This window comes from Borborobacter arsenicus (assembly GCF_003934165.1).
In the GTDB taxonomy this organism is placed as follows: Bacteria; Pseudomonadota; Alphaproteobacteria; order Rhizobiales; family Rhizobiaceae; genus Pseudaminobacter; species Pseudaminobacter arsenicus.
Map to the genome: position 1 here is coordinate 66511 of NZ_RKST01000001.1, position 20165 is coordinate 86675.

At 60.2% G+C, this 20165-nt stretch carries 18 protein-coding genes; 1 reads left to right on the forward strand and 17 read right to left on the reverse strand.

Annotated features, from left to right (window positions below):
- Position 1: 1 nt before the first annotated feature.
- From EET67_RS08000 to EET67_RS08080, 17 genes are all read right to left on the reverse strand, one after another.
- A complete protein-coding gene (locus tag EET67_RS08000) occupies positions 2-439 on the reverse strand; it encodes a DUF1489 family protein (RefSeq protein WP_128626122.1) in 438 nt (145 codons plus the stop codon).
- Positions 440-531: 92 nt separating this feature from the next.
- Positions 532-1935, reverse strand: coding sequence for an L-serine ammonia-lyase (locus EET67_RS08005; RefSeq protein WP_128625641.1), 1404 nt, complete (start codon positions 1933-1935; stop codon positions 532-534).
- 559 nt (positions 1936-2494) lie between these two features.
- Positions 2495-3289 carry a YdcF family protein gene (locus EET67_RS08010; protein WP_128625642.1) on the reverse strand — a complete coding sequence of 265 codons (795 nt, stop codon included), beginning with the start codon at positions 3287-3289 and terminating at the stop codon, positions 2495-2497.
- A gap of 33 nt (positions 3290-3322) precedes the next feature.
- Complete coding sequence (gene gatA / locus EET67_RS08015; protein ID WP_128625643.1) at positions 3323-4804, reverse strand: Asp-tRNA(Asn)/Glu-tRNA(Gln) amidotransferase subunit GatA; 1482 nt, start codon at positions 4802-4804, stop codon at positions 3323-3325.
- A 49-nt stretch (positions 4805-4853) separates the two neighbouring features.
- Positions 4854-5141, reverse strand: coding sequence for an Asp-tRNA(Asn)/Glu-tRNA(Gln) amidotransferase subunit GatC (gene gatC / locus EET67_RS08020; protein ID WP_128625644.1), 288 nt, complete (start codon positions 5139-5141; stop codon positions 4854-4856).
- 136 nt (positions 5142-5277) lie between these two features.
- Positions 5278-6087: an ABC transporter ATP-binding protein gene (locus tag EET67_RS08025; RefSeq protein ID WP_128625645.1), complete on the reverse strand. Its 810-nt coding sequence runs from the start codon at positions 6085-6087 to the stop codon at positions 5278-5280.
- Positions 6088-6221: 134 nt separating this feature from the next.
- A complete protein-coding gene (locus EET67_RS08030) occupies positions 6222-7556 on the reverse strand; it encodes an ABC transporter substrate-binding protein (RefSeq protein ID WP_128625646.1) in 1335 nt (444 codons plus the stop codon).
- 100 nt (positions 7557-7656) lie between these two features.
- Entirely contained in the window at positions 7657-8733 is a 1077-nt protein-coding gene (locus tag EET67_RS08035; protein WP_128625647.1) for a branched-chain amino acid ABC transporter permease, read from the reverse strand.
- 59 nt (positions 8734-8792) lie between these two features.
- The gene (locus EET67_RS08040) at positions 8793-9686 is read right to left on the reverse strand and encodes a branched-chain amino acid ABC transporter permease (RefSeq protein WP_210211114.1); all 894 of its coding nucleotides are present in this window, start codon (positions 9684-9686) and stop codon (positions 8793-8795) included.
- Between the two features lie 52 nt (positions 9687-9738).
- Positions 9739-10584 (reverse strand): ABC transporter ATP-binding protein, encoded by an 846-nt coding sequence (locus tag EET67_RS08045; RefSeq protein ID WP_425359521.1) that lies wholly within the window; start codon positions 10582-10584, stop codon positions 9739-9741.
- A 5-nt stretch (positions 10585-10589) separates the two neighbouring features.
- Entirely contained in the window at positions 10590-12536 is a 1947-nt protein-coding gene (locus EET67_RS08050; protein WP_128625650.1) for an AMP-dependent synthetase/ligase, read from the reverse strand.
- Positions 12537-12625: 89 nt separating this feature from the next.
- Entirely contained in the window at positions 12626-13876 is a 1251-nt protein-coding gene (meaB, locus tag EET67_RS25870; RefSeq protein ID WP_128625651.1) for a methylmalonyl Co-A mutase-associated GTPase MeaB, read from the reverse strand.
- A complete protein-coding gene (locus EET67_RS08060; RefSeq protein WP_128625652.1) occupies positions 13876-15564 on the reverse strand; it encodes an acyl-CoA mutase large subunit family protein in 1689 nt (562 codons plus the stop codon). The genes meaB and EET67_RS08060 overlap by 1 nt, the downstream gene beginning before the upstream one ends.
- 1 nt (position 15565) lies before the next feature.
- Complete coding sequence (locus EET67_RS08065) at positions 15566-15997, reverse strand: cobalamin B12-binding domain-containing protein (RefSeq protein ID WP_128625653.1); 432 nt, start codon at positions 15995-15997, stop codon at positions 15566-15568.
- Complete coding sequence (locus EET67_RS08070; RefSeq protein ID WP_128625654.1) at positions 15994-16650, reverse strand: TetR/AcrR family transcriptional regulator; 657 nt, start codon at positions 16648-16650, stop codon at positions 15994-15996. The genes EET67_RS08065 and EET67_RS08070 overlap by 4 nt, the downstream gene beginning before the upstream one ends.
- A 454-nt stretch (positions 16651-17104) precedes the next feature.
- Positions 17105-18355, reverse strand: a complete 1251-nt coding sequence (locus EET67_RS08075; protein WP_128625655.1) for a M20/M25/M40 family metallo-hydrolase — start codon at positions 18353-18355, stop codon at positions 17105-17107.
- Positions 18352-19260: a LysR family transcriptional regulator gene (locus EET67_RS08080; RefSeq protein ID WP_165899828.1), complete on the reverse strand. Its 909-nt coding sequence runs from the start codon at positions 19258-19260 to the stop codon at positions 18352-18354. The genes EET67_RS08075 and EET67_RS08080 overlap by 4 nt, the downstream gene beginning before the upstream one ends.
- A gap of 114 nt (positions 19261-19374) precedes the next feature.
- Here EET67_RS08080 and EET67_RS08085 point away from each other — a divergent pair, with 114 nt between their 5' ends.
- A complete protein-coding gene (locus tag EET67_RS08085) occupies positions 19375-20157 on the forward strand; it encodes an amino acid ABC transporter ATP-binding protein (protein WP_128625657.1) in 783 nt (260 codons plus the stop codon).
- Positions 20158-20165 lie beyond the last annotated feature (8 nt).

The following is a 20165-nucleotide window of genomic DNA, read 5'->3' on the forward strand; positions in this document are numbered from 1 at the left end:
TTCAGAGAAGACCAAGCTCGGCAAGTTCGCGCCGCAGTTTTGGCGGCATCTCCATCAGTGCCGACCCGCCGGCCCCGAGATCGGCCGGAGCGTCGGCCGCCTTCAGGTAACGCCAGCCCTGGAATGCACGCCTTGGCTGCCATTGCGTGCGAATGACAACGGGATCAAGAATGAGACGGCAGCGCGATATCCCCTCGCCATCCACGAAGGGCCTGATCTCCAGCAACCGCTGGCGGCACTGGACATTGCCCTTGACGACCCAATAGAGCGATCCGCCATCGAGCAGTTCGGCGTCTCGCGTCGGCGTCATCCGGGTCGTGTGATAGTCCTCCACCGGCTTGCCCAGCCGGCGGCTTTCCTCCAGATCGGATGCGATCCAGGCCTCCAGGTCTTCGACGCTGTCGCAGCCGACGCAGAGCTTTATGAGGTTGAGGGCCATGGCCAAAGGTTTAGCGCCGGCAGCACGCCGGTCAACGGTCAATTTTTATTGTCCACCGGCGCAGGGATCATCCAGCCGCGCCGTTGGCGGGATCAGCACTCCACGACATTGACGGCAAGGCCGCCAAGGCTCGTCTCCTTGTAGCGCTCATTCATATCCATGCCGGTCTGGCGCATCGTCTCAATTGCCGCATCGAGCGGCACGAAATGCTTGCCATCGCCCTTGATCGCCAGCGAGGCCGCCGTCACCGCCTTGACGGCCCCAAGCGCATTGCGTTCGATGCACGGCACCTGTACCAGTCCGGCAACCGGGTCGCAGGTCATGCCCAGGTGATGTTCCAGCGCGATTTCGGCGGCATTTTCCACCTGCTCGGGCGTGCCGCCCATCACGGCGCATAAACCGGCTGCCGCCATTGCCGAAGCCGAGCCAACCTCGCCCTGGCAGCCGACTTCCGCGCCCGAGATCGACGCGTTGGTCTTGATGATGCCGCCGATTGCGGCCGCCGTCAGCAGGAAATCACGGATGCTAGCCTGATCGGCCTCGTCATGGAAATGCAGCCAGTAGCGCAGCACCGCCGGCAAGGTGCCGGCCGCGCCATTGGTCGGGGCGGTTACAACCCGTCCGCCGGCGGCATTCTCCTCGTTCACCGCCATTGCGTAGATTGACAGCCAGTCATTCGCCAGCAGCGGGTTGGGCCGGTTTTTGCGCCAGTCTTCCTGCAATTTCTCATGGAGCTGGCGCGCGCGACGGCGCACCTTCAACCCCCCGGGCATGATGCCTTCCTGCGACAGGCCGCGATCGATGCAGCTTTTCATCGCCTCCCAGATTCCGTCGAGGCCGGCGTCGAGTTCCTCGCGTGATTGCCGCGTCTCTTCATTGGCGCGCTTCATCTCGGCGATCGACAAGCCGCTGCTGGCGGCCATCGACAACATCTCGTCGGCGCTCTTGAACGGGTAAGGCACGGCGTTGCCCGATGCTTCTTCGTTGCCGCGCGTCTTCAGCCGCTGCAACTCCTCCTCGGAGACGACGAAGCCGCCGCCGATGGAATAATAGATCCGCTTCAACAGCAGCCTGTCGTCGGCATCATAGGCATAGAACGCCATGCCATTGGCGTGCCCCAGCAAGGGCGTCTTCTTGTCGAGCACGAGATCGATCGCCGGGTCGAAGCGATAGGACGGGTGGCCCGGCGGCAGGGTGCGCTTGTCCGCAGTGATTCGTTCGATGATCGCATCCGAGCGATCGGGATCGACAGTCGTTGGAATCAATCCGGCAAGGCCGAGAATCACGGCCCGGTCGGTGCCGTGGCCGACGCCGGTATAGGCAAGCGAGCCATGCAGGCTGGCAGCAAGGCGATCCACCTTGGCGCCGACAGGTCGCGGCCAATCGTCCTCAAGGATTTCCTTCAGGAAACGGGCGGCCGCCGTCATCGGCCCCATAGTGTGGGAACTCGACGGACCGATGCCAATCTTGAAAAGATCGAATACCGACAGAAACACGACTAGCTGGCCTCCACACGCGATGCGAATCCTACCGCATATTCCAGGAGAGATTATGGGTGTTTGGCGGGCAAACCTCTCGACCCTTGCCGACCTCCAATGCCTTCCCCCCGACATTTGCCGGATGCCTCATAAAGCAAAAGACACGGAGCGTGAACTCCGTGTCTTTTGCAGAATTAGAAATATCCTGAATTCAGTTTGCGGCCAGCATCGCCGAGGTCTCGGAACCGCCAACCAGCCAAACCAGAAGGATAAGGCCTGCAATCCCAATCACTGCCTTTGCTGTTAGGCTCCAGCAGGATTTCTGAACGCTATCGTCCATGATTTCCATCAAATCCCGTCGTCATGCGAGAGCAGCTTGGCGCTGCTTCTTTCTTATTCGCAGAGGGCCTGCTGGATACGCTTTTGCGCATCTTTTCGCAACTGCGAAAAAGGCGAAAGCAAGGCAGATTTCGCATAGCTGCCATGCAGCTAATGGCAGAATTTTAATAAAATCAGATATTTATGCGAGAACCGGCATTAATATTGGAGTAACGCATGTGACGGGACTGTGTCACACTCATGCCGGACCCGGAAAAGGCGTCTCGATCCGTCCGGATATCCAATAGGCGAGAAGTCCGACCCATTCTCGAATCGCCGTAGTCAGATTGCGCAGCGAATCCAGCGGATTGTCTCGGGCAAAGCCGATCCCTTCGGCACCGGACGTGCGGTAGTCTGCCGGCCAGGGCAGGACCGCGAAATCCGCCTTGCGAAATAGTGCCATCGAGCGCGGCATATGGAAGGCGGAAGTCACCAGCAGCCAGGTTTCACCCGGCTTGGGCGACACCATCGCCTTGGTGAATTGGGCGTTTTCGTAAGTGTTCCGCGATTTGTTCTCCAGAACCAGCCGTTCCGGCGCCACACCCAGTGCAGACAGAAGACGCGGCGCGGTATCGGCATCGCCCTCCCCGTCAAGGATCAGCGTGCCGGTGCCGCCAGAGACAACAATGCGGGCATCAGGAAAGCGGCGCGCCAGCACCGCCGTCTCGACCAGCCGGTCGCCGCCCGCGTTCAGTTCGTAGCCGCCCCGGACGAGATTGATGCCACCTTCCAGACCACCTCCAAGCAGGACAATGCCGTCGATCCGCTCAGGCAATGCCGGACGCTGAAAGCGCTCTTCAAGCGGATTGAGCATCAGCGCGCCGAGTGACGTCCACACGCCGAGAGCAAGGATAAGAAAGGCGCTGCAAGATACCGCCAACGACACGCGCTTTCGGCCCAAAAACAGGGCGACAATGCCGAACAGCAGCAGGAACAGAGCAAGATTCAACGGTTGAATAAAGAACCCGAAGATCTTGGAAAGATAGAAGAACATCCCGTCATCCAATCATTTGGCGGGGGATGCCTCCTACCACCATTTCGCAGGCTCGAACCGCCCCGCCGCCTGTTCGATGACATGGGCCGTCTGGAACAGCGTTTCCTCGTCGAAGGGCCGGCCGATTAGCTGAAGCCCAAGCGGCAGGCCGCGCTCGTCGAGACCAGCCGGCACGGAGATGCCCGGCAGTCCGGCCATGTTCACGGTGACTGTGAAGATGTCGTTCAAATACATCTTGACCGGGTCGGCCGCCATTTCCTCATCGGCGACGCCAAAGGCAGCCGAGGGCGTTGCAGGCGTCAGGATGACATCGACACCGGCGGCAAAGACATCCTCGAAATCCTTCTTGATCAGCGTGCGTACTTTCTGCGCCTGCAGATAATAGGCGTCATAATAGCCGGCCGAGAGAACATAGGTGCCGATCATGATGCGCCGCTTGACCTCGCGGCCGAAGCCGGCAGCGCGGGTCTGCTCATACATATCGGCAATGTCCTTGCCCGGAACGCGCAGGCCGTAGCGCACGCCGTCATAGCGGGCGAGGTTCGAGGAAGCTTCCGCCGGCGCAACGATATAATAGGCCGGCAAGGCATACTTGGTGTGCGGCAGCGAGATTTCGACGATCTCCGCACCGGCTTCCTTCAGCCAGGCGATGCCTTTCTGCCAGAGCGTCTCGATCTCCTGCGGCATGCCGTCCACGCGGTATTCGCGCGGAATGCCGACTTTCATGCCCTTCACCGACTTGCCGATCGCTGCCTCGTAATCCGGAATGGCCAAATCGACCGAGGTCGTGTCCTTCTGGTCGACCGAGGCCATCGACTTGAGCAGGATTGCGGCATCGCGCACGTCACGCGCGATCGGGCCAGCCTGGTCGAGCGAGGAGGCGAATGCGACCACGCCCCAGCGCGAGACGCGGCCATAGGTCGGCTTGATGCCGACGGTACCGGTAAAGGCCGCTGGCTGGCGGATCGAGCCGCCTGTATCCGTCGCGGTCGCGCCAGCACAAAGCCATGCCGAAACCGCCGCGGCCGAGCCACCGGAGGAGCCGCCGGGCACCAGCTTCTTGTTCGACCCGTTGGCACGCCACGGATTGGTGACTGCGCCGTAATACGATGTCTCGTTGGACGAGCCCATGGCGAACTCGTCCATGTTGAGCTTGCCGAGCATCACCGCGCCATCCGCCCACAGATTGGCGGTCACGGTCGACTCGTAGCGCGGCTTGAAGCCGTCCAGTATGTGGCTGGCGGCCTGGGTGTGAACGCCCTCGGTCGCGAACAGGTCCTTGATGCCGAGCGGAATGCCTTCAAGCGCGCCTGCCTCGCCCTTGCCCAAGCGCTCATCTGACGCGGCAGCCATTGCGCGTGCCTTGTCGTGGGTCACGGCGACATAGGCATTGAATGTCGGGTTGGCGGCGTCGATGGCGCCGAGATAGGCGTCGGTCAGTTCGAGCGCGGAAAATTCCCTGGCGCGAAGCCGGTCGCGGGCCGCAGAAATGGTCAGTTTAGTGAGTTCAGTCATCTTGGTTCCGTTCGGCCTGCATCATCAGTCGCGGTATGAGGTTGTGGTGCTATTCCACGACCTTCGGCACCAGGAAAAAATTCTCCTCGCTGGCCGGCGCATTGGCGACGATGTCGTCAGCCTTGCCGCCATCCGTCACGAGATCGGTGCGCTGCCGCATCGCCATCGGCGTGACCGAGGTCATCGGTTCGACGCCGGCAACGTCCACCTCGTTCAGTTGTTCGACAAAACCGAGAATGGCATTCAGTTCGCCGGTCATCCGCTCGGCGTCCTCATCGGTCACGGCGATGCGGGCAAGATGCGCGACGCGCTTGACGGTGGCTGTATCAACGGACATCAAAAACTCTCCGGAGAACCGGGCTGGTTGTCATGTCCGGGCTATAGCGGCGCAGCACGCGGCGTGCAACAGCGATGTCGGTTGAAGAGGACGTCCCTGTCCCGCCCGGATGCGCGGATGCGCGACCCGCCGCACCTCAAGTCAGCCAGCGCTTGCGGCGCTTGTAGCTCTTGAAGTTCCGGTAGGACTTGCGTTCCTCGCCATACATGCCGAGATAGAATTCCTTGACGTCCTCATTGTTGCGAAGCTCGTCAGCCGCACCGTCCATGACGATACGCCCCGATTCCATGATGTAGCCGTAATCGGCATATCTGAGCGCCATATTGGTGTTCTGCTCTGCCAGCAGGAAGGTGACGTTTTCCTTCGCGTTGAGGTCGCGGACGATCTCGAACACCTCCTCCACGATCTGCGGTGCAAGACCCATGGACGGCTCGTCGAGCAACACGACACTGGGATTGGTCATCAAGGCACGCCCGATGGCGCACATTTGCTGCTCCCCGCCCGACGTATAGGCGGCCTGAGACGTGCGGCGTGCCTTCAAGCGTGGGAAATAGTTGTAGACCTTCTCCAGATTGGCTGAGATTTCTCCCCTGTCCCTTCGGGTGTAAGCGCCCGCCAGGAGGTTTTCTTCAATCGTAAGATGAGCGAAACAATGCCGGCCTTCCATGACCTGCACCACACCGCGCTGCACCAGGTCGGAAGGCGTCATATTCTCGATGCGCTCGCCCCGCAGTTCAATACTGCCCTTGGTCACGGCGCCACGTTCGCCTTTGAGAAGGCTAGAAACCGCACGCAACGTCGTTGTCTTGCCGGCGCCATTGCCGCCGAGCAGCGCCACAACCCTGCCGGCCGGCACGGTCAGCGACACGCCCTTGAGCACGAGAATCACGTGGTTGTAGATCACCTCGATCCCATTAACGTCGAGGACGATGTCTTGATTGCTCATATCTTCTCTCAACTCGCTACGGCGTCGGCGGCTGGATGCAACGAACCATTCCAGCCGAGGCGGCTAGCATGCCGCCTCGGCAACCGGATCGCCCTAGAGACAAGTGCCTCGGGGAGATATCGGCCGCGGCCTGCTTACGATTGGCAGTCGTCCGCTCTGCGCCGCTCCAGCTTTTTCTCGGCCGCATAAGCGTCGGCCGACGTTTTCACGAGCGGGTCCAGAATGCTCATATCCGCCTGGAACCAGGTGTCGGAAGCGAGCTTCCATCTGGTGCCATCCCAGACATAGGCTCGCGCCCAGGAAGAGCCCATATGGTCGGCGCAGGAAGTTTTGACCTCGCGCATCACATCATGGAAACCCAGCGCATCGAGCTTCTCCTGGGTGAGATCGAGATGCTCATAGCCCCAGCGCGCCTGTTCACCGGTCACGGTCTTGCCGACACCGAATTTTTCCTGTGCCGCGCGCACCCCCTCAACCGACAGCATGGCATTGACCACACCGCGCATATAGACGGCCTCGCCAACCTCTTCCTTCGGCCCGGTGCCCTCGCCCTTGGCATGGACGAGTTCAAGGATGTCCTTGACCACCTGAGAATCCGGTCCCGAACCGGGCTGCAGCAGCACAGCGCTGTAGCCTTCGGCGCCGCTGATACCCTTGACATCGGATTCCGAGCCTGACGGCCACACGCCGACGATCTTGTCACGCGGGAAGCCCGTCGCCTGCGCCTCCTTGAGTGCGGTGCTGTTCATGACACCCCAGCCCCAGAGCAGCACAAAGTCGGGGCGGTTCTGGCGGATTTGCAGCCAAGCCGATTTCTGCTCCACTCCCGGATGGGTGACCGGGATCATCGACAGGTCAAAGCCGTGCATTTCCGCACGCTTCTGCAGGATCGGAATCGCTTCCTTTCCATAGGGGCTGTCGTGATAGAGAAGGGTGATCTTCTTGCCCTGGAGCTTGTCGAGGCCGCCGACCAGGCTGGCGACATATTGGAGTTGCGTATCGGCCGAAGCTGCATGGGTTCCCGTCAGCGGGAAGTTCCACTCGAAGACGCCACCATCGGCGCTGTCGCTACGGCCATAGCCGGGCGTCAGGATCGGAATCTTGTCGCCGGGAGCTTTTTCGGTCAGCGCAAAGGTGATGCCCGTGGACATCGTCTGAAAGAGCGTCGCGCCGCCGTTCTTGCCCTTCAGGCGCTCATAGCATTCCACACCGCGATCCGTCGCGTAGCTGGTTTCGCACTCCTCCCAGACCGCTTTGACACCGTTAATGCCGCCCCTGGCATTCACGAGCTTGTAGTAGTCCACGAAGCCGTTTGCCCATGGCACGCCGCTCGGTGCGTAGGGGCCGGTGCGAAACACCAGCAGCGGAAAGAACTGCTCTTGCTCCTGAGCGAATACCGGAGTCGTCAAAGATGACGAAAAGCCCGCTGTCATCACGACTGCGGCAAGTAGAGCATTTCGAACTCTCATGAATTTTCCTCCCGTTAGAAATTTGTCCGGTCTCTATCCATCCGGTGATTGCGAAGCGTCACGCGTCATGAATTCGCAGCTCAGGTCGGCCGACCTGAAATCAGTGTGGGAACGGCCATAGCCGCAGTTTCTGCTTGCCTGTGCTCCAGAGCTTGGCCAGGCCGTGCGGCTCCACGATCAGGAACCACACGATAAGGGCGCCGAAGATCATGAACTCGGCATGCGATATGGCGGCTGTCGACACCTCGAAACCGACCAGGTTGCCCAATGCCGGAAGCGTCTGGCTCAAGACGATTGGCAAGATCACGATGAAGGCAGCGCCGAAAAAGCTCCCCATGATGGAGCCCATGCCGCCGATGATGACGATGAAAAGCAGCTGGAACGAGCGATCCAGGCCAAACGCTGCTGGTTCCCAGGCGCCCAGATGCACGAAGCCCCACAGCGCTCCGGCCACGCCGATGATAAAGGAACTGACGGCGAACGCGCTGAGCTTTGCATAGGTGATGCGAATGCCGATAACGGCGGCTGCGACATCCATGTCGCGCACAGCCATCCACTCACGCCCGATCGCACTGCGCACGAGGTTCTTGGCAAGGACGGCAAACACGATGAGAAAGCCGAGGCAGAAGAGATATTTTTCCACGGCGGTGTCGATGCGCCAGCTGAACATTTGCAGTTCCGACACCATCACCGAGCCGGAGGTCGAGTTGTTGGTGAACCAGGGCACGCGCAGGAAGGCCCAGTCGGAGAGGAACTGGGCAGCCAGCGTCGCCACGGCCAGATAAAGACCTTTGACCCGCAGGCTGGGAATGCCGAAGAACATTCCGACGACCGTTGCAAAGAAGCCACCCGAAAGCAGCGCCAGCAGCAGAGGCATGCCGTCTATTCGCACCAGCGTGTTGTAGGCCGCATAGGCGCCGACGGCCATGAAAGCGCCCGAACCCATGGAGATCTGCCCACAATAGCCGACCAATATGTTCACGCCGAGCGCTGCCAGCGAGAGGATCAGGAACGGGATGAGAATTGCGCTGAACGTATATTCATTGGCCAGCAGCGGCACTGCGACTATCGCAAACAGCACCAGGCCGATGATCGCCCAGCGGTCCTGCGCAATCGGAAAAATCTGCTGATCCGCCTGGTAGGAGGTCTTGAGCTGACCGTTTTCTCTGTAGAACATTCGTTTTCCCTGTCCTTCTGGCAGGCATGGACCCGCCACACAGATGCAGCCGCCGGGTTTCAGACGCGGTCGATTATTTTCTCACCAAACAGGCCCTGCGGACGAAACAGCAGGAAGACCAGCGCCAGCACATAGGCAAACCAGATCTCGATGCCGCCGCCGATCAGCGGGCCGAGATAGAGTTCGGAAAGCTTTTCACCCACGCCGATGATCAATCCACCGACGATGGCGCCGGGAATGGAGGTCAGGCCGCCAAGGATGATCACCGGCAGAGCGCGCAGCGCAACCGTCGACAGGGAAAATTGCACGCCAAGTTTCGAGCCCCAGATCACGCCTGCGACCAGGGCGACACCCCCGGCCACGCACCAGACGATGACCCAGATGCGGTTGAGCGGGATGCCGATAGATTGCGCAGCCTGGTGGTCGTCGGCAACGGCGCGCAACGCCCGTCCGGTCGTCGTTTTCATGAAAAACAAGGTGAGCAGCCCGACCAATGCGGTCGCGATGACAGTAGCGATCAGGTCTTCCTTGTTGAGCAGGATTCCGCCCGGAAAGACCGATTCCAGCACGAAGATCGGGTCCTTGGGCATGCCGACATCAATCGTGTAGATGCCGCTGCCAAACCCGCTCTGTCCCAAACCGTCGAGGAAATAGGCGACGCCCAGCGTGGCCATCAGCAGCGTGGCATCGCTCTGATTGACCAGATGCCGAAGCACGAGCAGTTCCACCAGCCATGCCACCACGCACATTATCGCGCCGGCGATCAAGAAAGCGACGATGTTGGCCAGAAGCGCGCTTTCGAAGCCGAGCCACTGCGGCAGCCACTCAGCAAAGCGCGCCATCGCAAGTGCTGCAAACAACACCATAGCGCCCTGTGCGAAGTTGAAAACGCCCGACGTCTTGAAAATCAGCACAAAGCCAAGGGCAACCAGTGAATAGAGGACGCCCGACATCAGACCGGCAAACAGCGCTTCAAGAAAAAAACCCACGTCTACTCCCCCACCGTCAATGGCTGTTTCCCAGGTAGGCGTTGATCACATCTTCATTGTTGCGGACCTCGTCGGGGGTTCCGTCACCGATTTTCTTGCCGTAATCGAGCACGACGACACGGTCGGAAATGTCCATCACCACGCCCATGTCGTGCTCGATCAGCACCACGGTGGTTCCGAACTCGTCATTGATGTCGAGGATGAAGCGGCACATGTCCTGCTTTTCCTCGACATTCATGCCGGCCATCGGCTCGTCCAGCAGCAGCATCTTGGGTTCCATGGCCAGGGCCCGGCCGAGATCGACCCGCTTTTGCAGGCCGTAAGGCAATTGCCCGACCGGTGTGCTGCGATGTTGCTGGATCTCCAGGAAGTCGACGATGTGTTCGACGAATTCGCGGTGGCGAACCTCTTCCCGCCCTGCCGGCCCCAGGCGCAGCGCCTGGAGAAGCAGATTGCTTTTCATGAAGAGATTGCGGCCCGTCATGATGTTTTCGATCACGCTCATTCCCTTGAACAGAGCGAGATTCTGAAAGGTCCGTGCGATGCCCATCTCGGCCACCGCGCGGCTGTTCATGTGCTTGAAGGTCCGCCCCCGAAAGGTAATCGACCCCTCCTGCTGGGCATAAACGCCATTGATGCAATTGAGCATGGAACTTTTGCCGGCGCCGTTCGGCCCGATAATGGAGCGCACCTCATGCTCGCGCACGTCAAAGGAGATATCGGTCAAGGCCTTCACGCCGCCGAACCGTAGGCTGATGTTCCTGACGTCCAGAATGACGTCGCCGATTTTCTTGGTCTGGCCGGCTTCCTGTGGTGCCAGGAAGGCGCCGGCGGGCCGATCAGCGCAATTGACTGGGTTGATGTAGCTCATGCGGCTACCTTTGCGGGGGTATAGGTACGAACGTCGTCAATCCTGATATTTGCGCTGATGGTGCCGGTGCGGCCATCTTCGAACTTGATCTGCATCGAAATGAACTGCTCCGGCTTTCCGGTATAGAGCGCATCCACGAGTTCGTGATAGCGCTCCCCGATAAAGCCGCGGCGCACCTTGTTGGTGCGCGTAAGTTCGCCGTCGTCGGCGTCCAACTCCTTGGTCAACACCAGAAAGCGGTTGATCTGGTTGCCGGCGAGCAATTCGTCCCGGCTCAGGTCCAGATTGACCTTTTCGATGCACTCCCGAACCAGGGCATAGACTTCCGGCTTTTGGGCGAGGTCGGAGTAACCGGTGTAAGGGATATTGCGTCTCTCGGCCCAGTTGCCGACAGCTTCGAGGTCAATATTCAACATCACACATACCTTCTCGCGCTGATCACCGAAGGCCACGGCCTCCTTGATGTAGGAGAAGAACTTGAGCTTGTTCTCTACATATTTGGGCGCGAACATCGTGCCATCATATGGGCCGCCCTTCAGCCGACCGACATCCTTGACCCGATCGATGATCTTGAGATGGCCCGCAGCATCCAGAAGCCCTGCATCGTTGGTGTGATACCAACCATCGGCGGTCAGGACCTCGGCCGTCGCCTCGGGATTCTTATAGTATTCCTTGAACATGCCGGGCGACCTGACCAGTACCTCGCCATTGTCGGCCAGCCTGATCGAGACCCCTTCGCAAGGCACCCCGACCGTATCCATCTTCACTTCGTGATCCGGCTGCAAGCAGACAAAAACCGCCGTCTCGGTCGATCCGTAGATCTGCTTGAGATTGATGCCGATCGAACGGTAGAAGCTGAACAGGTCCGGTCCTATGGCCTCACCGGCGGTATAGGCGACGCGGATACGCGACATGCCGAGCATGTTGCGCAGCGGGCCATAGACCAGCACATTGCCAATACCGTAAAGCAGGCGATCAATGGTACCGACCGGTTTGTCGTCAAATTTCCGTGGGCCAACCCGGCTCGCTACACCCATGAAGTAGCTGAAAAGACTGCGCTTGATAAGGCCGGCGTCCTCCATGCGGATCATGACGCTGGTCAGCATGCCTTCAAACACGCGCGGCGGCGCAAAATAATAGGTGGTGCCGACTTCCTTGAAGTCGATGCCAATTGTCGATGCATCTTCCGGACAATTAACGACGTAACCCGCGACGAGCCACTGCGCATATGAAAAGATGTTCTGGCCGATCCAGGCAGGCGGCAGATAAGCGAGAACCTCGTCGGTTTCGTTGAGCTTGTCGAACTTCGTCACCACCGCGGCACGGTCGATCAGCGCATGATAGGTGTGCACCACGCCTTTCGGCACGCCAGTGGTGCCGGAGGTAAAAAACATCGCCGCGACGTCGGAAGGCTGTCCCTTTTCCACCTCGGAGAGGAAAAGGTCAGGATGGGTACGCGCGTGAGACCGCCCGGCTTCGATCAGACTGGTCAGTGAGGCGAGCCCCGGGCTGGAATAATTGCGCAGGCCGCGCGGCTCATCATAGTACAGATTTCGAAGCTGCGGACAGCGATCGGAAATCTCGAAAATCTTGTCGACCTGCTCCTGGTCTTCTACGATCGCGAAACGGACGTCGGCATTATTGATGGGAAAGACCCACTCCTCTGCCACCGCATCCTGATAGAGCGGGACGGGAATGGCTCTGAGTGCCTGGGCCGCCAACATGGCGGCATAGAGCCGAGGCCGGTTGTCGCCGATAATGACGACATGCTCGCCACGCCTGAGGCCCGCCTCATGCAGTCCGTGAGCAAGATGCTCCACCATTCGAGCCATGTCGGCCCATGTGGTCGTCTGCCAGATGCCGTAGGCCTTCTCGCGCATTGCCGGCGCACCAGGACGCTTGGCTGCATGTTCGAGCAAAAGGCGCGGGAACGTGGACTGCATTTTACCTCCCGTTTCAGTGTCCCTAGAGCTGTTACGAATATTCCAATGCGCTACTCAGTTAACCCTCGAATAATAATCTCTATGTAAAACTACTGTTTTATATAGACTGTGCCGGTAAAAGCAGAAACTGGCGTTTCTTTATTCTCTTTTTCTATACGTAAAACTTCGGTACGATAAACACCGATACGCTTACTTCTGCTGTATTCATAGGCGCGAGCGATCAACCTGTCGCCGGGTCGAACGCCAACCTGAAAGGTGATGTGCGCATCGATCCCGGACGCCAACGCGCCATGGGAGTTCGAAGCGAGGCCGAATGCGGCATCCGCGAGCGCGAAAATCGTTCCGCCGTGACAGCCGCCGTTGAAGTTCATGTGGCGGGCATCGACCGTCATGGCCACTTCCGCCCGCCCCGGACCACCCGCGACGACAGAAATCCCCAGCGTCGCGCACAGACCGTCACGCTCCGTCAGCGCCGACAGGCGCTCGCGCCAGACATCGGCATCGCCACTGTTTTCCAGTGTGCCATGCCCCTGCCGAATATCGAGCGCGGGGCTCTTCAGCCGACGGCCATGCCCGTTGACCCTGCCGTGCTCTTCCACGGCCTCGATAAGTTCGGCAATGCCCTTCATTTCCGGCGCACTGACCAGCATGACCCTGGTTTTCCAGGCCTGATCAGGATTGGCGCGCCGCAGCGTCAACATTTCGCGCAACTCGTGCGCCGTCTCCCCAGCCCGAGGCAAATCCGCCTTGCTGACCGCAAGGACGTCGGCAATCTCCAGGATGCCCGCCTTGATCGCCTGGATGCCGTCGCCCAGACCCGGAGGACACAGGACCACACGCGTATCGGCCATGGCAGTAATCGCCGTCTCGGATTGCCCGGCTCCGACGGTTTCAACGATCACGCGGTCGAAGCCGGCCGCATCGAAGCAATCGACGGCCGCGCGCGTGGCACGAGACAGGCCGCCCAATTCACCACGCGCGGAAAACGAGCGGATGAACGCATTGGGATGCGAACCATGTTCCCCCATGCGAATGCGGTCGCCCAGAACAGCGCCACCGCTGATCGGGCTCGATGGGTCGATCGCAAGTATTGCAACCTTGTGCCCACGCTCCAGCCAGGCCCCCAGCAGAGCGTTGACCAATGTGGACTTGCCCGCGCCAGGCACCCCGGTAATACCCACCACCAGGGCACGCCCGGCGTGGGCAGCCAAACTGCCGGCTGCCTCACGACTGCCGGGGCTGGCATCGTCGAACAATGTCAGCATCCGCGCGATGGCGCGACGGTCGCCATCGAGCACGCCTGCGACCAGGCCTGCGTGGTCCAAATCCAGCACCTCCATCAGACAATCGTCAGCGGCTGGCCGAAGCCGAGATCGCGGCGCAACCGCTCGCAAATCTCCCCATGCGTCAGATTGGCCCGCGCGCCATCGACAATGGCGCCGAACAGATTTCCGGACGGGTCTTCGGCCGTACGGGTCAGGTGATCGAGGGCCTTTTCGACCTCGACCGCAGAACGCTCGCGCTTCCACGCAGCAAAACCGTCCAGATGCGCTTGCATGGAAGCAGGATCAGGGCGCTCGACAATTGTATGTGCGCTGGCGTCTTCGTCCACCCGGTAGGCATTGACGCCGACCACAACCTGCTCGCCGGAATCGACCCGGTTCTGGAAGCGCTGGGCGGACGCGCCAAGCATGCGCTGCACCAGGCCGCTCTCGACGGCCTTGTACATGCCGCCGGCCTCATCGACGATCTTCATGATGGACAAGATCTTCTCTTCCATCTGATCGGTAAGCGCCTCGACATAGAAGGAGCCGCCGAGCGGGTCGATCACGTCGGTCAGATGCGATTCTTCGCGCAGGATATTCTGGGTTGCCACTGCGATGCGGGCGCCGAACTCACTCGGGCAGGCCAGGGCCTCATCATAGGCATCGGTGTGCAGCGATTGCAGGCCGCCAAAGATGCCGGCCATTGCCTGCACGGTGACGCGGGAAATGTTGTTGAGCGGCTGCTGCCGGGTCAGGTCGACGCCGGAGGTCTGCCCGTGGAACTTGAACCGGCGCGAACGCGGGTCCTTGGCGCCCAGACGCTCCTTGGTGATGCGCGACCAGATGCGGCGTCCAGCACGGAACTTGGCGATTTCCTCGAAGAAGTTGAGCGAAATATCGAAGAAGAAGGTGAAGCGCGGCAGGAAATCATCAGGCTGCATTCCCCGCGCGATGCAATCCTCGGCGTTCTGAATGGCCGTGGACAGGGTGAAGGCCATGGCTTCCGCAGGAGTAGCGCCGGCCTGCTGCATATGCTGGCCGACCACCGACATCGGGTTCCAGCGCGGCACATATTGCTTGCAATAGGCGATGTGGTCGAGCAGGACGCGGCGCGCGCCCGGCAGCGACAGCCGATAGAACATGTGGTTTGCGACGAAGTGGGAAATGTAGTCGCTCTGGTTCGACGTGCCTGTGATCGAGCGCCAGTCCGTTCCGCGCCGCTCGGCAGCGACCAGCAGGAACGCCAGCAAGGTGAATGGTGAAGGATCGTTCAGCGCACAGGAGATCTTGCCGACATCGACCCCCTCAAGGCTGCGCTCCATATGGTCGACATTGTTGAGAACAACGCCGCATGTGCCCAGCAGTTCGGCATCGACTGTATCCATGTCGTAGCCGCGGAAAACCGAGTTGCAGGGAATGAGCGAAACGGCCGTGGCGCCATCATCCATCAGCGAGCGCAGCCGGGCATTATAGTCGGCGGGCGTGCCAAGCCCGATCAACTGCCGCTGCGTCCAGGTGCGCCCACGATGCATGGTCGCGTAGATTCCGCGCGTATAATCGCTCTGCCCGGGATAGCTGAGCGGATTGTCGTGACCGTAGCGCTGCCAATCCTGCGGCCCATAGAGAGGTTTGATAGGAATGCCGGAGACATTCTCGACCGGGCGATCTTCGCCGATCGACTCGCGATATTCCTGCTCCCAGGCGAGATAAGGGGTGAGTTCGACAGCATCCTGCTCGATCGAGGATGAAAGGGATTTGTTCATGTCAAACTCCTGTCTCGGCGGCTGCAAGCCGCGCCTCGCTCGCATAGGTGGAAATCTGTGTGGTGATTTCGTCGAGGGTCGTGCCGGGATGGAATATCTGGCGTACGCCGCTTTGAAACAGTTGCGGCTGCTCGTTGTCGGGCACGATGCCCCCCACCACCACGCGAACCCGGTCGAGACCAGCCTCGCGCAGCGCTGCCATGAGTTTGGGGACGATCAGGTGGTCAGTCGCAAGAGACGAGATGCCGATGACATCGACGTCCTCCTCCAGCGCAAGCTTCACCACTGCCGGAATGCTCTGCCATGGCGGGGTATACACCACTTCCATGCCGGCATCCCGACAGGCCGCCGCGACAATGCGGCTGCCGCGATCATGGCCGTCCAGCCCGATCTTTGTCACCAGCACGCGAGGGCGAAAATCCTTTGCGGTCATGAGCCACCCTTATTTTCGATAGAATTGAGTTTGAGCAGGCCAACAAACCGACGCGCGATTTCTTCGGGCTCCAACTCGCCGCCCTCGCGATACCAGGTCTGGCTCCAGTTCATGGCGCCCATCAACAGCAGGCGCAGGTCGCGGCGATTTACCGAAGCATCCAGCGGAAGCTCGGCGACAAGCTTGTCAAACCGCGCCTCATAGGCATTTCGCAGAACTGAAAGCTCCGCGGCGGCGTCCGGCGCATCGCTGGGCCGTATCCGGATCACGACACTGGAATAATCCGTTCGATCGAGCACGGACGACAGATGCGCCACGCAGGCGGCCTCAAGACGCTGCCACGGCCCGTCCGCGGCTTCGATGGCGGCATCGACATTGGCGGAAATGCGCTGCACACCCTCGCGGTAGACTGCCGCCAACAAGTCTTCCTTGGTCTGGAAGTGGTAGTACAGCGAGCCCGGCAGCATCCCTATCGGGCGCACGATGTCGCGCACAGACGCCGCGGCGTAGCCATGCTTGGCAAACACCTGGGCAGCCTGGTCGAGCAGTTGGGGCAACCGGTTGTGTGCACGACGCGAGGCCGTTTCCTTGCTGCGGCCGGCTGAGTCCGCCTTGCTACGCACAGCCTTCTTTACAGTGACACCGTCACTCATGCCGTGACCCCGATTGTCGCGTAGCAAGCCATCTCCATCGGGCGGACACAGCCGGGGAACCCACGCCCAAACCGGATAGAAATTCGTCGCTCATCATGATCTTGCATCGGCCCGGATATCCATAAACAAAAACGAACGATTGTTTGGTTAAGTGAATTATGCACAACCTCGGATCCTTTGCAAGACACGACACAGGGCAAACCCCTTTACTTTTTCAGACCTGACTGAAGGTGATGGGGACGGCTGGCAGTTGTCGCGGCACAATCCACCCGCATCAAACGCCCTGCCCGCGTCTGACTCCGACTTTCAGGCACCCGCCATGAATTCTTTGAGTCACCCGAAGCGCGGAGAGCAGGTCCGACAAACGCTTTTGCTGAAACAAGGCATGCCATCACGCGGCAGGCGCATGACAACGCCCTACAGTAGTGCCGTCATCCGCAGGTCGCAGACGTTGTTAGCTGGACCTCTGGCGCCACGCTCGTGCCCGGCCGCTTTCAATGCTGGTTGCTTGCGAGACGATTTCCGCGGACAGGCGGGCAGTGCGGAGCAACTGATCTTCAGTTGCCAGATCACGCCGGTCACGCGGTGTCAGTACATATCTGGCATCGGCCTCATGGTCGTTGAAGCCATCCACCAGCCGGAAGGCTGGAATTCCAGCCCGCGCGAAATTGCCGTGATCCGAATTCATCTGCAAAGGCCGGAACAACCCGAGCGGAATGCTGACTTGCGCGGCACATCCGAGCAGGAAGGGTTCGATGGCATCGAAACCGGAGGTCAAAGCGGTCAGCCTTCTACCCCCGGCAACAGAGTCCAGATTGACGTTCAGCATGACGGAATCACGTTCCTCTGCCGTCATCGATTCGACATGAAAGGCCGATCCGGTCAGCGCCCACTCCTCGGCATTGAAGAAAGCCAGGCGAATTCCACGCCTCCTCTCCTGGCCTGACAAACGCAACGCTCGCGCAACCGCAAGCGCCGCCGCAAGACCGGAGGCATTGTCGAGCGCACTTTCCCCCAATGCATGACCATCGATATGCGCCGAAAGGACGACCCATTCGTCGGCGCGCCCCGGCAGGTCAAAGATCAGATTGTCGGCACTCTCGACGTGCTCGCGTCCCTCCACAAACAGTCTCACCCGGGTATACCCGGCTGCGGTGCGGGCGAGGGCCAAAGCCGTCTCCGGCGAGATACCTGCAGCAGGAATACCTGGCTCCTCCCCTCGCCCCGACGACCCGGCGACCAATTCGCCGGCCAAAGGACCCGCGATAAGAAAACCGGCGGCGCCTGCCTTGACGGCGGCCTCGTATTTCAACCGGCGGTGCACGGTGCCCGCTGCAAACATCAGTTCATGGCGCACGAGGACGATGCGACCGGCGATTTCATGGCGATGCGCCTCAAACTCGTCGGAAGTACCCCTTCCCAGGTCTATGACCTCGGCTTCCAATCCGCCACTTGGCGTGGAGGCAGAGCGCAGCAGAGGATTGGCCGGCAGCCGCTCCCCGGACGCCAGCACAACCTCGCCAGAGACGGCAGACCACCCGCTATAGGGGAAGCTTTCGGTGCGCGGCGCCACTCCAGTGGCCTCCTCACCCATTTTCGCCAGCAGCAAGGTGGCGGCCGCTTCCGATTCGGTGCCGGTCTGACGCCCCCCGCAATCACAGATGGCTGCGAAGTCTGCCCAAAGTCGCTCTCTGTCCAGGATCAACTGCTTTCCCCATGAATGCGTTCGTCGCGTAGGTTAAGTCTTTGATGAAGAAGGGCCGCCAGTTCATCCATCAGCGGCGTGGGCGCAGGATTGGCCCTTCGGAACACCCCGATTTCGTAGCTGATATGCGGTTGGAAAGGGCGGACCGCGAGCCCCAGCGGACGGAACGTCTCAGCCGACCAGCGATCCACGATCGCCACCCCGCAACCGGCCGCGACCATGCCGCAGATGGTGCTGAAATATTCGCTTTCCGCCACGGGCAGATAGTCGATGTGATGCTCGACGAAGGCGTTGCGTATCTGGTGCCCGATCAACCTGGCAACAGGCATTCCGACGAGCGGCACGCCCGACAGATCGCCGGGATTGATCACCGTTTTCTCAGCCAGCTCATGTTTTTCGGGCACGATTGCGACGCACGGAACCATATAGCGCTGCAAGTGAATGTCCGGGATATGGATCGGCCACTCCGCAATCGCGATATCTGCAGCCCCCGCTTCGAAAATCGCGCGCACCTCCTCGGAGGTGCGGTTGATCATGCGAATGCGCGCCAAGGGGCGCGTTCGCATCAGTTCGGCTATCACGCCCGGCAGGATCGAGATCGAACCACTGGGGTGGCTTGCTATGGTGACCGACTCTGCAACGCCCGCCCGGATATTGTCAGCTTCCTGCGCCAGCTGCTCGATCATCCCCAGCGCATTGCGAACCTCGGCGTAAAAAAGCCGCCCCTGGTGGCTGGCCTTTAGCCGGCCGTTCACCCGCTCGAACAAGGCGAATCCAACCTGCGATTCCAGCCGCGCGATCTGGGAACTGATCGCAGGCTGGGTCACCTCCAGCAGCCGTGCGGCGCCCGTCATCGACTGGGTCTCGATTACAGCCCGGAACGTTTCAAGGAGTTTTACGTCCATAACCATAAAATTTCTTTATTGACTTTCCTTTTGTTTTGCAGGTAATTTTTTTCTAAGCAAGAGAAAAAGATAAAACCCATCATAATATCTTATAGCTCTGCATAGGGAGGATACATGGCCGAACCCGCCATTCCGGCGCAGCCCGGCAAGAGCCTGATTGCCGCAAAAAACCTGAGCAAGAGCTTCGGGGCAATCGACGTGCTGAAGAACGTCAGCGTGTCGATCGATGAAGGAGAGGTCGTCTGTGTCGTCGGCCCGTCCGGATCGGGCAAAACCACGCTCTTGCGCTGCTTTGCCCTGCTCGAACAACCGACCGGCGGCGCTGTGATAATGCGCGGCAAAACCATTGCCGCGTCGGGTGCGTCGACCGAAGTCCGTCAAGCCGCAAAGCGTGTTCGCAGCGACATCGGGATGGTGTTCCAGCATTTTAACCTGTGGCCGCATTTCACCGTCCTGCAAAACATCATCGAGGCGCCGCGACGCGTAAAAGGAATAGGCCGCGCGGAAGCCGAGGCAGACGCTGTGAAACTGCTGGAAAAGGTCGGGCTTGCGGATAAACGCAACGAGTACCCATCCCGCTTGTCCGGTGGACAGCAGCAGCGTGTCGCCATCGCGCGCGCCTTGGCCATGCGGCCGAGCGTCATGCTCTTTGACGAGGCAACCTCCGCGCTCGACCCTGAACTCAAACACGAAGTCCTGCTGGTCATGCGTGACCTCGCGGCAGAAGGAATGACGATGCTCGTGGTCACTCACGAGATGGGGTTTGCCCGCAATGTCGGCTCGCGCGTCATATTCATGGACCAGGGCGACATCGTCGAAGACAGCAGCCCAACGTCCTTCTTCAGTGCACCGAAAACCGACCGAGCGCAGCGGTTCCTGCGTCAGTTGCAAGATTGATCATTGAG

Bases quoted from the DNA above. Each gene is read 5' to 3' on its own strand.
- EET67_RS08080 (WP_165899828.1), bottom strand. From the start codon at position 19,260: ATGGACGTAAAACTCCTTGAAACGTTCCGGGCTGTAATCGAGACCCAG.
- EET67_RS08040 (WP_210211114.1), bottom strand. From the start codon at position 9,686: ATGTCGGGCGTCCTCTATTCACTGGTTGCCCTTGGCTTTGTGCTGATT.
- EET67_RS08065 (WP_128625653.1), bottom strand. From the start codon at position 15,997: ATGACCGCAAAGGATTTTCGCCCTCGCGTGCTGGTGACAAAGATCGGG.
- EET67_RS08050 (WP_128625650.1), bottom strand. From the start codon at position 12,536: ATGCAGTCCACGTTCCCGCGCCTTTTGCTCGAACATGCAGCCAAGCGT.
- EET67_RS08035 (WP_128625647.1), bottom strand. From the start codon at position 8,733: ATGTTCTACAGAGAAAACGGTCAGCTCAAGACCTCCTACCAGGCGGAT.
- EET67_RS08085 (WP_128625657.1), top strand. From the start codon at position 19,375: ATGGCCGAACCCGCCATTCCGGCGCAGCCCGGCAAGAGCCTGATTGCC.
- EET67_RS08070 (WP_128625654.1), bottom strand. From the start codon at position 16,650: ATGAGTGACGGTGTCACTGTAAAGAAGGCTGTGCGTAGCAAGGCGGAC.
- EET67_RS08025 (WP_128625645.1), bottom strand. From the start codon at position 6,087: ATGAGCAATCAAGACATCGTCCTCGACGTTAATGGGATCGAGGTGATC.
- EET67_RS08010 (WP_128625642.1), bottom strand. From the start codon at position 3,289: ATGTTCTTCTATCTTTCCAAGATCTTCGGGTTCTTTATTCAACCGTTG.
- gatA (WP_128625643.1), bottom strand. From the start codon at position 4,804: ATGACTGAACTCACTAAACTGACCATTTCTGCGGCCCGCGACCGGCTT.
- gatC (WP_128625644.1), bottom strand. From the start codon at position 5,141: ATGTCCGTTGATACAGCCACCGTCAAGCGCGTCGCGCATCTTGCCCGC.
- EET67_RS08030 (WP_128625646.1), bottom strand. From the start codon at position 7,556: ATGAGAGTTCGAAATGCTCTACTTGCCGCAGTCGTGATGACAGCGGGC.
- meaB (WP_128625651.1), bottom strand. From the start codon at position 13,876: ATGGAGGTGCTGGATTTGGACCACGCAGGCCTGGTCGCAGGCGTGCTC.
- EET67_RS08000 (WP_128626122.1), bottom strand. From the start codon at position 439: ATGGCCCTCAACCTCATAAAGCTCTGCGTCGGCTGCGACAGCGTCGAA.
- EET67_RS08060 (WP_128625652.1), bottom strand. From the start codon at position 15,564: ATGAACAAATCCCTTTCATCCTCGATCGAGCAGGATGCTGTCGAACTC.